Origin of the sequence: Flavobacterium sp. (assembly GCF_034111225.1) — a bacterium.
Lineage (GTDB): Bacteria > Bacteroidota > Bacteroidia > Flavobacteriales > Flavobacteriaceae > Flavobacterium.
In genome coordinates this window covers 1-15607 of the sequence record NZ_JAWUXR010000009.1, presented here as the reverse complement: position 1 = coordinate 15607, position 15607 = coordinate 1, and the positions used below count along the sequence as shown (strand labels likewise).

Annotated in this window: 15 protein-coding genes and 1 rRNA gene; 10 read left to right on the top strand and 6 right to left on the bottom strand. The window is 30.4% G+C overall.

The features are described from left to right. Positions 1 to 136: 136 nt before the first annotated feature. Positions 137 to 460 carry a YbaB/EbfC family nucleoid-associated protein gene (locus tag UXY25_RS04750; RefSeq protein WP_320814856.1) on the top strand — a complete coding sequence of 108 codons (324 nt, stop codon included), beginning with the start codon at positions 137 to 139 and terminating at the stop codon, positions 458 to 460. A 29-nt stretch (positions 461 to 489) separates the two neighbouring features. Here the strand turns inward: UXY25_RS04750 and UXY25_RS04745 are convergent, their stop codons facing one another. After that, the gene (locus tag UXY25_RS04745) at positions 490 to 1515 is read right to left on the bottom strand and encodes a GntG family PLP-dependent aldolase (RefSeq protein WP_320814855.1); all 1026 of its coding nucleotides are present in this window, start codon (positions 1513 to 1515) and stop codon (positions 490 to 492) included. Positions 1516 to 1564: 49 nt separating this feature from the next. Between UXY25_RS04745 and prfB the strand changes: the two genes are divergently transcribed. The 7 genes from prfB (at position 1565) to UXY25_RS04710 (ending at position 9789) form a co-directional block, all read left to right on the top strand. Beyond that, a protein-coding gene (gene prfB / locus UXY25_RS04740; RefSeq protein WP_320814854.1) for a peptide chain release factor 2 occupies positions 1565 to 2663 on the top strand; the annotation gives its coding sequence in 2 pieces (ribosomal slippage) (positions 1565 to 1627 and positions 1629 to 2663; 1098 coding nt in all). Between the two features lie 79 nt (positions 2664 to 2742). After that, entirely contained in the window at positions 2743 to 3747 is a 1005-nt protein-coding gene (gene lpxD, locus UXY25_RS04735; RefSeq protein ID WP_320814853.1) for a UDP-3-O-(3-hydroxymyristoyl)glucosamine N-acyltransferase, read from the top strand. A gap of 100 nt (positions 3748 to 3847) precedes the next feature. Then, entirely contained in the window at positions 3848 to 5491 is a 1644-nt protein-coding gene (locus tag UXY25_RS04730; protein ID WP_320814852.1) for an acyl-CoA carboxylase subunit beta, read from the top strand. 50 nt (positions 5492 to 5541) lie between these two features. Continuing rightward, entirely contained in the window at positions 5542 to 5883 is a 342-nt protein-coding gene (locus UXY25_RS04725) for a hypothetical protein (protein ID WP_320814851.1), read from the top strand. 65 nt (positions 5884 to 5948) lie between these two features. Beyond that, positions 5949 to 7586, top strand: coding sequence for a pseudouridine synthase (locus UXY25_RS04720; RefSeq protein WP_320814850.1), 1638 nt, complete (start codon positions 5949 to 5951; stop codon positions 7584 to 7586). Positions 7587 to 7645: 59 nt separating this feature from the next. Then, on the top strand, positions 7646 to 9274 hold the full coding sequence (locus UXY25_RS04715; protein WP_320814849.1) for a M1 family metallopeptidase: 1629 nt from the start codon (positions 7646 to 7648) through the stop codon (positions 9272 to 9274). 92 nt (positions 9275 to 9366) lie between these two features. Continuing rightward, on the top strand, positions 9367 to 9789 hold the full coding sequence (locus UXY25_RS04710) for a DoxX family protein (protein ID WP_320814848.1): 423 nt from the start codon (positions 9367 to 9369) through the stop codon (positions 9787 to 9789). A gap of 123 nt (positions 9790 to 9912) precedes the next feature. On the opposite strand, the gene UXY25_RS04705 is transcribed toward UXY25_RS04710, so the two are convergent. Together UXY25_RS04705 and UXY25_RS04700 are read right to left on the bottom strand one after the other, a co-directional pair. Next, entirely contained in the window at positions 9913 to 10977 is a 1065-nt protein-coding gene (locus UXY25_RS04705) for an AMP-binding protein (protein WP_320814847.1), read from the bottom strand. Continuing rightward, positions 10952 to 11866: a CPBP family intramembrane glutamic endopeptidase gene (locus UXY25_RS04700; RefSeq protein ID WP_320814846.1), complete on the bottom strand. Its 915-nt coding sequence runs from the start codon at positions 11864 to 11866 to the stop codon at positions 10952 to 10954. Before UXY25_RS04700 ends, UXY25_RS04705 begins: the two co-directional genes overlap by 26 nt. Before the next feature lie 78 nt (positions 11867 to 11944). Here UXY25_RS04700 and arsC point away from each other — a divergent pair, with 78 nt between their 5' ends. After that, positions 11945 to 12286: an arsenate reductase (glutaredoxin) gene (arsC, locus tag UXY25_RS04695; protein ID WP_320814845.1), complete on the top strand. Its 342-nt coding sequence runs from the start codon at positions 11945 to 11947 to the stop codon at positions 12284 to 12286. An 83-nt stretch (positions 12287 to 12369) separates the two neighbouring features. Further along, complete coding sequence (locus tag UXY25_RS04690; protein WP_320814844.1) at positions 12370 to 14817, top strand: TonB-dependent receptor domain-containing protein; 2448 nt, start codon at positions 12370 to 12372, stop codon at positions 14815 to 14817. A gap of 51 nt (positions 14818 to 14868) precedes the next feature. Here UXY25_RS04690 and UXY25_RS04685 read toward each other — a convergent pair whose 3' ends face one another. The 3 genes from UXY25_RS04685 to rrf form a co-directional block, all read right to left on the bottom strand. Then, a complete protein-coding gene (locus UXY25_RS04685) occupies positions 14869 to 15039 on the bottom strand; it encodes a hypothetical protein (protein ID WP_320814843.1) in 171 nt (56 codons plus the stop codon). 106 nt (positions 15040 to 15145) lie between these two features. Further along, complete coding sequence (locus tag UXY25_RS04680) at positions 15146 to 15349, bottom strand: hypothetical protein (RefSeq protein ID WP_320814842.1); 204 nt, start codon at positions 15347 to 15349, stop codon at positions 15146 to 15148. Positions 15350 to 15512: 163 nt separating this feature from the next. Continuing rightward, positions 15513 to 15607 (bottom strand): 5S ribosomal RNA (gene rrf, locus UXY25_RS04675); the annotation flags it as partial.

Here is a 15607-nt window from a genome sequence, read left to right as displayed (position 1 = left end):
TTTACTTTTTTTTCTTTACAAGAGGTTGCAAAAATAAGAGAAATTAATGCGATATAGATATAATTTTTCATGAAGTTATCATTTGTATTTAAAAGCTAATTTAATATTTTTGCATGAATAAAAAAATTAAAAGAATATGTTTGGAGATATTATGGGAATGATGGGTAAAATTAAAGAAACCCAACAAAAAGTTGAAGAAACTAAAAAGCGTTTAGATTCAGTACTAATCGATGAAAAAAGCAGTGATAATCTTATTGAAGTAACGCTAACTGCAAACAGAAAAATTACAAATATTTCTATTGATGATAGTTTACTAGCTGATAAAGAAATGTTAGAAGATTATTTAATTAACACCTTGAATAAAGCAATAGAAAAAGCTACTAATGTAAATGAAGCTGAACTAGGTGCAGTAGCCAAAGAAGGAATGCCAAATATACCAGGCATGGACATGTTTAAATAAAAAAAAGCAACTCCTAGAGTTGCTTTTTTTTATAATTCAATTTTAGATAAAGCCTCTAAAACATAAGTATGCATAACTTCTTTATAATCTAAATGCGTTACCATTCTTAATTTACCTTGTCCCATAGAGCTTATTAAAATGTTTTTTTGTTTTAATATTTCCATGAATTTAGATTCATCAATAGTTGCCTTTAACTTAAAAATTAAAATATTAGTTTCAATATCTTCGACTTTTTCAACCCAAGACATTGTTTTCAACAACGCTCCTAATTCTTTTGCTTTTCTATGATCTTGTTCTAATCGTTGAATATTATTATCTAAAGCATAAATTCCTGCTGCAGCCAAATAACCAGCCTGACGCATATTTCCACCAAAAAGTTTTCGTACTCGAATTGCTCTATCAATATGCTCTTTTGTCCCTAATAATACTGAACCAACTGGAGCTCCTAATCCTTTTGACAAGCAAACTGAAATAGTATCAAACAATTGACCGTATTCTTTTGGATCTTGGTTTTTAGCTACCAAAGCATTCCATAATCTAGCTCCATCTAAATGGTAAATCAAATTATTTTGAACACAAACTTCTTTAATTGCTCTTAAGTTATCCATTTCATAACAAGCACCACCACCTTTATTTGTAGTATTTTCAACGCTAACCATTTTTGTAACTGGTGCATGATAAAAACCTGGGTCACTAATCACACTTTTTACTAGTTCTGGTGTAATCATTCCTCTATCTCCATCAACTAAATGGCATGAAACACCACTATTTGCAGCTACTCCTCCACCCTCATATAAAAAAATATGCGACCATTTATCACAAATCACTTCATCTCCAGGACGAGTATGTACTCTTATTGCAGTTTGATTTGCCATAGTTCCCGAAGGAAAAAAAAGCGCTGCTTCCATCCCAAACATATCAGCCACTTTAGCTTCAAGTGCATTAACCGTTGGATCTTGTTTAAATACATCGTCTCCTACTTTAGCGTTGAACATTGCAGTAAGCATTTCTGGAGTTGGTTTTGTTACCGTATCACTTATTAAATTAATTTCCATAATATTAAAAGGATTGTCTATTTTTGTGCTGTAAAACTACAAAAATAATATGATTACTACAGAGCAAGTAAAAGATATTATAGAGCGCCTTGGTGCGTTAAGGAGGTATCTTTGACATCGATAAAAAACTTATAGAAATTTCAAACGAAGAAGAAAAAACGTTTGCACCTGACTTTTGGAATAACGCAAGAGAAGCAGAAGTGATTGTTCGAATTTTACGTTCAAAGAAAAAATGGGTTGAGGATTTCAACAAAGCAACTGAATATACTGAAGAGCTTCAAATAATGATGGACTTTCTAAAAGAAGGTGAAATTAGTGAAGAAGAAGTTGAAGAATTATTCAACAAAACAATTCTTCATATTGAAGATATTGAATTTCGCAACATGCTTTCTGATGAAGGAGACAGCTTAAGTGCTGTTCTTCAAATTACTGCTGGAGCTGGCGGAACTGAAAGTTGTGATTGGGCTGCTATGCTTATGCGTATGTACCTTATGTGGGCAGAAAAACAAGGTTACAAAATCAAAGAATTGAATTACCAAGAAGGTGATGTTGCCGGAATTAAAACGGTTACTTTAGAAATTGAAGGTGATTTTGCTTTTGGTTATCTTAAAGGTGAAAATGGAGTTCATCGTTTGGTAAGAATTTCTCCTTTTGACAGTAATGCAAAGCGTCATACTTCTTTTGCTTCCGTTTATGTTTATCCTTTAGTGGATGATACAATTGAAATTGAAATCAATCCTGCAGATATTGAAATAACAACAGCTCGCTCTAGTGGAGCTGGTGGACAAAATGTAAATAAGGTTGAAACCAAAGTTCAGCTGGTTCATAAACCAACAGGAATTCAAATTCAATGTTCTGAAACGCGTTCTCAACACGACAACAGAAACAGAGCCATGCAAATGCTTAAATCGCAATTGTATGAAATTGAATTGAAAAAACAATTAGCACAACGAGCTGATATTGAAGCTGGAAAAATGAAAATTGAATGGGGTTCGCAAATTCGTAATTACGTAATGCATCCTTATAAATTAATTAAAGACGTACGTTCAGGACACGAAACAAGTGATGTTGATGGAGTTATGAATGGTGAAATTGATCAATTTCTAAAAGCTTATTTAATGCTAATGGGACAACGAGAAGAAGAATAAGAATTTATTCTTCTTCTTTTGTAGGTTTTTAGAATTTTCTTTTCTTAATTTAGTCGCCTAACCTATTCTAACTAAACTTATGAAATCATACTCAGTACAAGAAATTAACGAAATTTTGGAAGGAACATTAATTGGTTCAACTAGTTATAAAATAAGTGCTCCTGAACAACTTGAAGCTGCAAGTGAAACTGAAATTTCTTTTATTGGCAATAAAAAGTATGAGAAATTATGGGCATCATCTAAAGCATGTGTTGCTGTAGTTAATGAGAATATTTCCATCGAACCTGGTGATAATAAAGCTTTTATAAAAGTAAAAAATGCAGATTTGGCAATGTCTCAAGTTTTAGAACTTTTTGCTCCTCCTGCGCCTATTTTTAAACATGACATACATCCAACCGCAGTTATCGACGAAACAGCTTCAATTGAAAATGGAGTGAAAATTGGTGCTGGTTGTTACGTTGGACCAAATACTAAAATAGGAGAAAACTCAATAATCTATCCAAATGTTACCATTCTTGATGAATGTACTATTGGAAAAAATACTGTTATTTGGTCCGGAACTGTTATTAGAGAACGTTGTCACCTAGGAAACAACTGTATTATTCACCCAAACGCTACAATAGGCGCAGACGGTTTTGGATTTCGACCTGATCCGGAAAAAGGATTAGTCAAAATACCACAAATTGGAAATGTAATAATTGGAAACAATGTTGAAATTGGCGCAAATTCTTGTATTGATAGAGGTAAATTTAGTTCAACCGTTTTAGGTGATGGATGTAAAATTGACAATCTTGTGCAAATTGGGCATAATTCTAAATTAGGAATGTTTTGCATTATGGCAGGAAATAGCGGGTTAGCTGGCTCTGTTACTCTAGGAAACGGAGTTATAATTGGCGGAAGTGCTTCAATTAAAGATCATGTAACAATTGGAGATGGTGCAATTGTTGGTGCAGGATCTGGTGTAACAGGTGATATTGAAGCTGGAAAAGTGATGTTAGGATATCCGGCTGTAGAAGCTCGTGATGCTTTAAAACAATGGGCAATCCTAAAAAATCTAGTACAAGATTCAAAAAATAAAAAATAAAAACTTATTAAACTGTAAATAAATTATCAAAATCCAACGATGAAACATCTTTTCTAGTTGGATTTTTCTATTTTTGTACAACAACAAATTAAATGCCAACATGGACTTAGAATTCAATAAAAACGAAGATTATAATAAATTATTAGTATCTGATTTAAAGCAACGTTTTGCAAAAGTAAAACTTGGTGGCGGTCAAAAACGAATTGATAAATTACATGCAGAAGGTAAAATGACTGCTCGTGAACGTATTGATTATTTATTAGACGAAAAGTCGAAAAGTATAGAAATTGGAGCGTTTGTTGGAGAAGGAATGTATGAAGAGCATGGCGGTTGCCCATCTGGAGGAGTTGTTGTAAAAATAGGATATGTATCTGGCAAACAATGTATTGTTGTTGCTAATGACGCTACTGTAAAAGCTGGAGCTTGGTTTCCAATTACTGCAAAAAAGAATTTAAGAGCACAAGAAATTGCAATTGAAAACAGATTGCCAATTATATATTTAGTAGATTCTGCTGGGGTTTATTTACCAATGCAAGATGAAATTTTTCCTGACAAAGAACATTTCGGGCGAATTTTCAGAAATAATGCAGTGATGAGTAGTATGGGAATTACACAAATTGCTGCTGTTATGGGAAGTTGTGTTGCTGGTGGCGCTTATTTACCTATTATGAGTGATGAAGCCATGATTGTTGATAAAACGGGAAGTATTTTCCTTGCCGGAAGTTATTTAGTTAAAGCTGCAATTGGAGAAAGCATTGACAATGAAACGCTTGGTGGTGCAACTACGCATTGCGAAATTTCAGGAGTTACAGACTTTAAAGCGAAAGACGATGCAGATGCCTTAAACAGAATTAAAAGTGTTGTTGGTAAAATTGGTGATTTTGATAAAGCGGGTTATAATCGTATAAAAGCTCAAAAACCAAAATTAGATCCAAAAGAAATATACGGAATACTTCCAAAAGCACGAAACGAACAATATGATATGAAAGAAATTATCAATCGAATGATTGATAATTCTGAATTTGAAGAATATAAAGAAGGTTACGGACAAACTATTATTACAGGTTATGCACGTATTGACGGTTGGGCTGTAGGGATTGTTGCCAACCAACGTAAAGTTGTAAAAACAACTGCTGCAAAAACAAAGCCTAGCGAAATGCAATTTGGCGGTGTAATTTATTCTGATTCTGCTGATAAAGCGACTCGTTTTATTGCCAATTGTAACCAAAAGAAAATTCCATTAGTCTTTTTACAAGATGTAACTGGATTTATGGTAGGGAGCAAAAGTGAACATGGTGGAATTATTAAAGATGGTGCAAAAATGGTAAATGCCGTTTCAAATTCGGTAGTGCCAAAATTCACAGTAATTATTGGGAATTCTTATGGTGCTGGTAATTATGCAATGTGTGGAAAAGCATATGACCCAAGACTTATTTTTGCTTGGCCAAGTGCTGAGTTGGCTGTTATGGGTGGTGCTCAAGCTGCTAAAGTATTAATGCAAATTGAAGCTTCTTCTTTAAAGAAAAAAGGTCTAGAAGTGGATGAAAAAGTAGAACAAGAATTATTCGATAAAATAAAAGCTCGTTACGATGCGCAAGTTTCTCCTTATTATGCTGCTTCTCGTTTATGGACAGACGGAATTATCGATCCGTTAGAAACAAGAACTTGGCTTTCTATGGGAATTGAAGCTGCAAACCACGCTCCTATTGAAAAGCCTTTTAACCTAGGAGTAATTCAGGTTTAATTCCTAAAACATAAAAAAAACTTATATTTATATCCTAAAAAAATCATATTATGAAATTATTGAAAAAAATTATTGCAATTGCCCTTATCAGTTTAAGTGTTGTTTCTTGTAACGATGCAAAAAAAGAATGTACAGAAGATTGCAAAAAAGAATGTTGTGTAGAAAAAGATGGTAAAGCTTGTGAGCCTGGATGCGAAAAAGCATGTTGTGCAGATAAAGTCGCTAAAACTTGTGAACCAGGTTGTGAAAAAGCATGTTGCGCAGATAAAAATGCTGAAGCTAAAACTTGTGAGCCAGGATGTACAAAAGCATGTTGTGCAGACAAAACTGCTGAAGCTAAAGCTTGTGAGCCAGGTTGTAAAAAAGAATGTTGCGCTAAAAAAGCAGAATAAACTTTAAAAAAATATATTCATAATTGAGCTATTCTTTTAGAATGGCTCTTTTATTTTAAAACAGAATGAGTACTTTTTTTCATTTATTTGATTCCAATATTTCAGGTATTAGCTTACCAGAAAAATTCACGTTCCCTTTTTATTACGAGCCAAATCAATTGAGTATAATTGCCGCTCAAGAATTACAAGATTACTTAAATAATCAAACTGATTTTGAACATAATTTTGGATTAGAAGAAAGCCAAAGTGGATTAGTTATTGGAAAAATGTTTGGTGTTTTAGTTTGCCAAAACTCTAAAGCTGAATTAGGATTTTTAGCAGCATTTTCTGGAAAATTAGCAGATAGTAATCATCATAAATACTTTGTTCCAACAGTTTATGATATGCTTTCCAATTCTGGTTTTTACAAAAAAGAAGAAGCCGTTTTAAATGAATTGAATAGAGAAATAGAGCATTTAGAAAATAAATCTGATTATAAAATTGTTCTAAAAAACCTTAAAAAAGTTCTAAATGAAGCCAAAATTGACTTAAATCGTCAAAAAGAAGCTATGAAAGCGCAAAAAACACTTCGTGCTGAAAAGCGTAAAATTTTCGATTATAACATTGATGAACTCAATAAAGAAAGTCAATTAGAAAAGATTTTATTTAAAAAAATGACCAAATATTGGGAATACAAGACAGAAGATGCAGAAAAAGAAGTAAGTTTTTTCACGAATGAAATCAATCAAAAAAAAGAAATTAGAAGTTTAAAATCAGCAAAATTACAGCAACAATTGTTTGATAATTATGCTTTTCTGAATCAATATAAAAAGTCAAAAAGTTTAGGTGAAATTTTTGAAAACAATCCACCAGCTGGAGCTGGAGAATGTGCTGCACCAAAACTATTACATTATGCTTTTCAAAACAATTTAAAACCTATCGCAATGGCTGAATTTTGGTGGGGACAATCGCCAAAATCAGAAATTCGAAAACACAAGCAATTCTATCCTGCTTGTACTGGAAAGTGCGAACCTATTTTAAGACACATGCTTTTGGATATTGAAATGGATGAAAATCCGTTTTTAAATAATACTGCAGAAAATCAAAATATTGAAATTGTATTTGAAGACGATTATTTAGCTGTTATTCATAAACCACATGAATTCTTATCGGTTCCTGGGAAAAATGTAACAGATTCGGTTTACCAAAGAGTAAAAAATTTATATCCAAATGCAACCGGACCATTAATTGTGCATCGATTAGACATGTCTACTTCTGGTTTAATGCTTATTGCAAAATCAGAAGAAGTATATAAAAATTTACAAAGTCAGTTTATCAAACGAAACGTTCAAAAAAGATATGTAGCTCTTTTAGATGGAATTGTCACTCAAAACGAAGGCTTTATCGATTTACCTTTACGAGTAGACCTGGATAATCGTCCAAATCAATTGGTTTGTTATGAACATGGAAAATCGGCAAGAACGAAATTTGAAGTAATAAGTAGAGAAAATAATCAAACACGCGTTCACTTCTACCCTATTACTGGCAGAACACATCAATTACGAGTACATGCATCACATAATTTAGGCTTAAATTGTCCAATTATTGGTGATGATTTATATGGAACAAAAGCAAATAGATTACATCTTCATGCAGAGAAAATTACATTTGAACATCCAATTTCAAAAGAGAAAATCACTTTTCTTAAAAAAGCTGAATTTTAACTTAATCGTAACAAAACATAAAATCCAACTACTTATATTTACTTTAGAAATATACAACAATGAAAAAACTACTTATCATCGGATTTCTTTTTATTGGAATTCACGAAATTACAGCACAAAAATTCTCTCGCAGAGATTCACTTCAAGGCGGTTTACGTTTTGAGCGTATTTGTTTTGATGTATTACGTTATGATTTGAACATTACTATAAATCCAGAAGAAAGATCTATAGTTGGTTATAACGACATTAGCTTTAAAGTTGTTGAAAATACTTCAAAAATTCAATTGGATTTATTCGATAATATGAAGGTAGATTCAATTATTTGGAACAAGCAAAAACTTACTTATAAAAGAGATTTCGATGCAGTTTTTGTTAATTTTCCAAAAGAATTAGCTCAAAACACTTCTGAAAAAGTTCGTTTTTATTATTCAGGAAAACCAAAAGTAGCTAAAAATGCGCCTTGGGATGGCGGTTTTGTATTTAAAAAAGACAGTAACAAAAAGCATCATATTGCAGTTGCTGTTCAAGGAACAGGTGCTAGTTTATGGTTTCCTGTAAAAGATTCTCAAACCGATGAACCAGATAATGGAGCTTCAGTAAAAGTGGCAGTCCCAAACGGGCTTATGAATGTTTCAAACGGAAGATTTAAAGGCTCTGAAGATTTAGGAAATGGCTACACACGTTGGGATTGGGAAGTAATTAACCCAATTAACAATTATACAATTACGGTTAATATTGCAGATTACGTTCACATTCATGACAAACTAGATGATTTAGATTTAGATTATTATGTACTTCGTGAAAATGAAGAAAAAGCCCGAAAACATTTTGAAGAAGATGTAAAGCCAATGATGAATTGCTTTCAAACTAAATTTGGAAAATACCCTTTTTGGGAAGATGGTTATAAGCTTGTTGAAACACCTTATTTAGGAATGGAACACCAAAGTGCCGTTGCTTATGGAAACAAGTATAAAAAAGGCTATATGGGCTTTGATTTATCTGGAACAGGAGTTGGAATGTTCTTCGATTATATAACCATTCATGAAACGGGTCACGAATGGTTTGGAAACAGTGTTACGAGTAAAGATATTGCCGATATGTGGATTCATGAAGGATTTACTACTTATAGCGAAACAGTTTTTATAGAGTGCATAAAAGGCTATGAACCGGCCATGAAATACATTAACGGTCAAGCTAAAAACGTAAAAAACGATCGTCCTATTATTGGTCAATTTGGGGTTAATAATGAAGGAAGTGGTGATATGTATTACAAAGGTTCGCTTTTACTAAATACACTGAGACATGTTGTTAATGATGATGATAAATGGTGGAAAATCATTTTAAAATATTCTGAAACGTTTAAAAAACAAATTATTGATACTGATACGGTTATTGCATTCTTTAATAAAGAAACAGGCATGAACCTTACTCCTGTATTTAAACAATATTTATATACAACTACAATTCCTGAGTTTACCTACAAAATTGAAGGCGATATATTAATTTACTCTTGGTCTAATGTAAACGAAGATTTTAACATGCCTATTGATTTTGAATACGATAAAAAAATTATACGTTTATTTCCAACAACAATTAAACAAGAAATAAAGTTAAAAAAGCTCAAAAACTCTAAAAGCTATCAAATTTTTGATAATAAATTTTTTGTAAATATTAAAGAAGACATTTAGTCTTCTTTTTTTATTTAAAATAATGTTAAATACCAATCATAATTATTTAATTTTTAGTAACTTAGAGTAATTAAACTAAAACCATTTATATTATGACAACCATTAGAGAGTTAAATAAATGGGCTAATGCGCATACTAATTTTGCTGTTGATACTCTAAGAGTCGTTTTTGGTATTTTTTTGTTTTTAAAAGGTGTTTCATTTATTACAGAAAAAGAATACCTAAGTCAGCTTTTAAGTTCATTTGTAGGGTTTGGCAGCGAAATGCTGTTAATACATTATATTGCATTAGCCCACATGGTTGGAGGCGTAATGATAGTCATTGGGTTTCTAACAAGATGGTCAATTTGGGTACAGTTACCTATAATTATTTGTGCATTTGTAATTAATTTTATTGGAGATTTTAATATGCATAATTTTATACAATCTGCAGTAGCACTAATTTTGTGTATTTCCTTTCTTTTATATGGAAGTGGAAAACATTCAGCGGATTACTATTTTCAAATGGAAAAATAAATTAGGGTTGTCTAAAAAGAAATATTTTAGGAAAACAAAAATGATAAATCTATTCTGAATTGGAATCATAAATAGTAGTAAATATAGATTTATCGATCGTTTAGTTTAAAGTTTTCTCCCTTTTTAGACAACCTTTATTTTATGTAAAGTCTTTTTTCTATTTATTTTATTGGTTTTTGTTTCAACAAACTCATTAATATAATAAACATTTTTAGGCACTTCATATTTAGATAAATTTTCAAATGTTTTTGTATTTAAATTCAAATCAATATTTGATTCAATAACTAATACTACTTTTTGTCCCAGTTTTTCATCCATTTGAGCACCAATAAAAAAACGGTTTTGAAATTTTCCTTGTAATTTTGATTCAATCACTTCTGGAGATAACTTTACTCCTCCACTATTTATTATATTATCGAACCTTCCTTTCCAAATGAATTGATGTTCAGAAATTAATTCAACTAAGTCATTAGTAATAATTTTGCTTTCGGCAACTTTATAAGCATCAATAATTAAGCAGTTTCTATCATCAATAGAAAAAATAACATTTGGTAAAGCTTCAAAATAATTATTTTCAATACGTTTCATTGCAACATGAGATACCGTTTCGGTCATCCCATACGTTTCAAATATATTTGTTGGTGTACTTTGAAGTTTTTCTTTCAAAATTGAATTTACTTCTGATCCACCAATAATTAATGTTTTAATTTGATTTAACTGAGCAATAGATTGTTCTACTTGTAATGGAACCATTGCCACAAAATCATAATTTCTAGTTATTGATTCAAATGGCGCACTTGAAGGTTCTACTGCATCTAACTCAAGTCCTAAAATTAAAGATCTAACCAACATTAATTTACCAGCTATATAATCAGCTGATAAACTTAATAATGCTGAATCGCCAGGTTTTAAATTCAAATAATCTCCAGTTGAAAGAGCAGAAGCAACCACAAATTGCTTTTCAATTTTAATTATTTTTGGTTTTCCTGTTGTTCCAGAAGTGAGTACTTCAATGTATGGTTTCTCGTCTAACCAATTTAAAAGAAACTTAAAAATTACTTTTTCATACTCCTCTCCTTCTTTAATATAACTAACTGCTACACGTTTAATTTGTTTAAAATTCAAATGAATTCCATTGAATTTAAAACGATTATGAACATTTTTATATGTTATTGTTTTCTGTAACATTTTCTGTATTTAAATTTCCGGTTAACTTTTTAAGCCAATTATTCCATTTGTATTTTTTAGCGAATATTAGAATCAATATTGGAAAAATTATAAAAACAGGCAAAATAATATCAAAACCTGCTGTTGGTTCTGAAATATCTTTAAAAATAGAATGCGTTTGAAATGCAGTCCAATCTGCTGTAACCAACAAAGCACCAATTAAGTTATTTGCAGCATGAAAACCAAGGGCTAACTCAAGACCTTCATCCATTAGAGTAATTATCCCTAAAAAGAATCCAGTTCCTATATAATAAGCCATTATAATATAACCTATTTTACCAACTTCTGGGTTTGCTATGTGCATTAATCCAAATAAAACAGAAGTTATCACCAAAGGAATTATTCTGTTATTTGTAGCTAAACCTATTCCTTGCATCATGTGACCTCTAAATAAGTATTCTTCAAAACTCGTCTGTAACGGAATAAATAAAATAGCAATTACTAAAAAAACTAAAAACTTGTCCATTCTAAAATTAAAAACAAAACTTTCAGGACTCAAAAAATAAGAGCCTAAAACCATTGTGATACTTATTATACTCCAAAGTGAAAATGAAAAAAATATTCTTTTCCAATCGATCTTTTTCCTAGAAGTTGTTAATATGGTAATTGATTGATTTTGAATATATTTAACCCAAAACAATAAAACCATACAAGCAATTGATAAAGGTGCAATTAAAGCTAAAAAAGTTCCATTAACACCTATGATTTCTATGTATTGTTGAATCATTTCGTTTGTATCAATACCTTCAGATTCAATATAATTCCAAATCATTAATCCAATAAACAATACAGGAAAAGGCAAATACAACCAAAGGTTTGGTTTTCTATTTTTTAATTGTTCTATAAACATATTATAACATTTAGTTAGCACAAAGTTAATTCTTTTCTACTATCTACTATTTTTTATTTCTTTGTGAAAATAAAAAATATGATAACAATATATCACAACCCAAGATGTTCAAAATCGAGAGATGGAATCTCTTTTTTAGAAAGCCTAAACATAGAATTTGAAACTGTAAAATATCTAGATGAAGCACTTACAAAAGAAGAGCTAAAATCAATACTAAAAAAATTAAATTACAAGCCTATTGAATTAGTTCGAACTAAAGAAAAAATATGGATTGATAATTATAAAAACAATCAATTATCTGATGATGAAATCATAACTGCAATGATTGAAAACCCTAAATTAATAGAACGACCAATAATTATCAATGGTAATAAAGCTGTTGTAGCAAGACCGATTGACAAGGCAAAAGATGTTCTATAACTCTTTTAACAAAGTATTGTGATTTCGTCATTAAACCAAAAGGTATTTTTGCAATCTAAACTAAAAACATTTAAAAATTAATCATGTCAAACATTAAAAAGTTTATCACACTAAGTTTATTTTTCATTACAACCTTAGGTTTTACACAAATGAAACCAGAATTAAAAAAAGTGACTATTTCAGGAATAATTTTAGAGAAAGGAACAAATATTCCTTTGGAATATGCAACTGTAGTTCTTCAAAATGCTCAAAAACCAGAAATTGTTACAGGTGGAATTACTGATATTGATGGAAAGTTTAGTTTTGAAGTAAATTCAGGCATTTATAATGTTAGATATGAATATATTTCTTTTAAAACAATTGTAGTAAAAAACAAAAATTTAAATTCCGATACTAATTTAGGAACTATATTCTTAGAAGAAGATGTTGCGCAACTTAATGCCATTGTAGTGATTGCAGAAAAATCAACAGTAGAAATTAAACTTGATAAAAGAGTTTATAATGTTGGTAAAGATATGATGGTTAAAGGTGGTACAGTAAGCGATGTTTTAGATAACGTTCCTTCTGTAACTGTTGATCCAGATGGAACAATTGCACTTAGAGGAAATGAAAATGTTAGGATTTTAATCGACGGTAAACCCTCAGGTTTAGCAGGAATAAATATTGCAGATGCTTTAAAACTTTTACCTGCAGATGCAGTTGAAAAAGTAGAAGTCATTACAAATCCATCAGCACGTTATGATGCAGAAGGAAGTGGAGGAATCATCAATATTATTTTAAGAAAAGGTAAGGCACAAGGTATAAATGGTTCTGTAGTCCTTTCTGCAGGTGATCCAGAAGCATATGGAGTAAGTTCAAACTTAAACTTTAGATCCGATAATTTTAATTTATTTTCGAATTTCGGATACAATTATAGAAACTCTCCAGGGAATTCATTAAATGATGCAGAATATTTTAATGCAGATGGAACAACTAGTAGTTTTGTAAATGAAAGAAGAAATAACAATAGATTTAGTGAAGGTTTTAATTCAAATTTTGGAATTGATTTATTTGTAAATAAAAGTACTACTTGGTCAAATGCTCTTACCTTCAGTAAAAGTAGAGGTAAAAACCCAGATGATGTCTTCTTCTATAATTACGATAATACTTTCACTCCTACTTTCATTAGAAATAGATTTAATGACCAAAAAAGTAACGATTTAAACTTTGAATATTCTACAAACTTTACAAAAAATTTCAAAAAAGATGATCATAAACTAACAATAGATATTGCGATTTCTCAAAATAGAGACAATGATAATTCTATAATTTACGATCAAATTATTGGAGATAGCAGCTCATTATTTACTGAGTCAACTCTAAGTAATCAAAAACAACAACGAAACTTATTTCAAACAGATTACGTTTTACCAATTGGTGAAAATGGTCGTTTTGAAGCAGGTTATAGAGGAAATTTTCAGAAAAACTTAACTGAATTTGAAATCGAGCCTAATACTTTATATTCTAATACCCTAGAGTACAAAGAGTTTGTAAACGCTTTATATGTTCAGTATGGAAACAAAATTAATAAGTTTTCTTATTTCTTAGGATTACGATTTGAAGATAGTGATATCGATGTTAATTCTATAACATCAAATGATTATAATAATAAAAAATACAATAATTTTTTCCCAACGGCTACTGTCAATTATGAATTTTCTGATTCAAATAGTATGAGCTTAAGTTATAGTAAGAGAATCAATAGACCAAGAGGACGTTTTTTAAACCCTTTCTCAACATATTCTAGTAACATTAATATATTTCAAGGAAATCCTGATTTAAATCCAGCATACACAAATGCAATAGATTTAGGATATCTTAAAAGATGGAAAAAATTAACTTTAAATTCATCAGTTTATGTTAATGTAACGGATGAATCATTTCAATTTATTAGAAAAGAATCTGGTTTGTTTGTAAGTGGTATTCCGGTAATTTTAAGTACTCCAATTAATCTTTCTAAAGAATATAGAGCTGGATTTGAATTCAATGTCAATTATACTCCTTATAAATGGTGGAGATTAAATGGTAACTTAAATGTATTCAGAAATGAAAATAAAGGAGATTATAAATACACCGATTATTTAGGAAATGACATTGTTCAAAATTTTGATAATGTTGCCACTTCTTGGTTTACAAGAGTATCTTCAAAAATAACATTACCTTATAAAATAGATTGGCAAACTAACGTTACTTATAATGGTCCACAAAATGGAGCTCAAGGAAAGCGTTTAGATATGACTTCTGTAAATCTTGCATTTAGTAAAGACATATTAAAAGATAAAGGTTCAATAACATTAAATGTAAGTGACCTGTTCAATACTAGAAAAAGAAGGTTTACAAACGAAATTGATAATGTAGTAAGTTCATATTCAGAATTTCAGTGGAGGCAAAGACAAATAACACTAGCATTTACCTATCGTTTTAATAAAAAGAAAAACGATAGAGAAAACCAAAAAAGAGAAGATGGCGGTGGCGAAGGTGAATTCATGTAAAAACAAAAAAAAGTCCCGATTTAATCGGGACTTTTTTATTTAAAGAAGAAATTATTCTCCTTTATCATCTTTGTTTTTATTTCTTTTCTCTTTGATTAATTCAATAATAGAACCGCCCAACCAATATTGAACAAATCCAACTAAAAATATCATTAACCAAAAACCTATTGTTAAAATGGTTAAGAAAAGTAAAAAACCTAAATACTGTTGAAATTCAAACATGTTTTCCGGAATTTTTTGAATGCAAGTCAAAGATAATAGGAATTATCTACATCAACAATAATATTATATATTTTCTTTTAAAAAAACTCTTAATAATAAATAATATTTATTCATCATTAAACTTATTCATTACTAAAGTGTTTAAATTGCGCTTATTTATAGTAAATAGTCTTAACCACTTAACAAGAACTTCAATCTCTTCTTCGTGAAGGCATTTTTTCGCTTTATTCAATTCTCTTTCGAAACGAATTAAATCTGGGCTTACTTTTTCTAAAGTAGATTTGGTATAATCATAAATCATTCTAGGCATACTGTCAATATTAAAGTTATTAACTCCTTTTCATAGTATAAACATATAAAAAACATCGTTTAAAACCATAACTAATCGATGAAGTGCTAGTATTTAACTTTTTTATCAAATGAAACCTTACTAAAAACAAAAAACCCCGTTCGTTAGAACAGGGTTTTTAAAAGAAAGGCGGTGTCATACTCTCCCACATAAATGCAGTACCATCTGCGCAAGCGGGCTTAACTTCTCTGTTCGGAATGGGAAGAGGTGAGCCCCGCC

Bases quoted from the DNA above. Each gene is read 5' to 3' on its own strand.
- UXY25_RS04680 (WP_320814842.1), bottom strand. From the start codon at position 15,349: ATGCCTAGAATGATTTATGATTATACCAAATCTACTTTAGAAAAAGTA.
- lpxD (WP_320814853.1), top strand. From the start codon at position 2,743: ATGAAATCATACTCAGTACAAGAAATTAACGAAATTTTGGAAGGAACA.
- UXY25_RS04730 (WP_320814852.1), top strand. From the start codon at position 3,848: ATGGACTTAGAATTCAATAAAAACGAAGATTATAATAAATTATTAGTA.
- UXY25_RS04690 (WP_320814844.1), top strand. From the start codon at position 12,370: ATGTCAAACATTAAAAAGTTTATCACACTAAGTTTATTTTTCATTACA.
- UXY25_RS04745 (WP_320814855.1), bottom strand. From the start codon at position 1,515: ATGGAAATTAATTTAATAAGTGATACGGTAACAAAACCAACTCCAGAA.
- UXY25_RS04710 (WP_320814848.1), top strand. From the start codon at position 9,367: ATGACAACCATTAGAGAGTTAAATAAATGGGCTAATGCGCATACTAAT.
- UXY25_RS04685 (WP_320814843.1), bottom strand. From the start codon at position 15,039: ATGTTTGAATTTCAACAGTATTTAGGTTTTTTACTTTTCTTAACCATT.
- UXY25_RS04750 (WP_320814856.1), top strand. From the start codon at position 137: ATGTTTGGAGATATTATGGGAATGATGGGTAAAATTAAAGAAACCCAA.
- UXY25_RS04720 (WP_320814850.1), top strand. From the start codon at position 5,949: ATGAGTACTTTTTTTCATTTATTTGATTCCAATATTTCAGGTATTAGC.
- UXY25_RS04705 (WP_320814847.1), bottom strand. From the start codon at position 10,977: ATGTTACAGAAAACAATAACATATAAAAATGTTCATAATCGTTTTAAA.
- UXY25_RS04700 (WP_320814846.1), bottom strand. From the start codon at position 11,866: ATGTTTATAGAACAATTAAAAAATAGAAAACCAAACCTTTGGTTGTAT.
- arsC (WP_320814845.1), top strand. From the start codon at position 11,945: ATGATAACAATATATCACAACCCAAGATGTTCAAAATCGAGAGATGGA.
- UXY25_RS04715 (WP_320814849.1), top strand. From the start codon at position 7,646: ATGAAAAAACTACTTATCATCGGATTTCTTTTTATTGGAATTCACGAA.
- UXY25_RS04725 (WP_320814851.1), top strand. From the start codon at position 5,542: ATGAAATTATTGAAAAAAATTATTGCAATTGCCCTTATCAGTTTAAGT.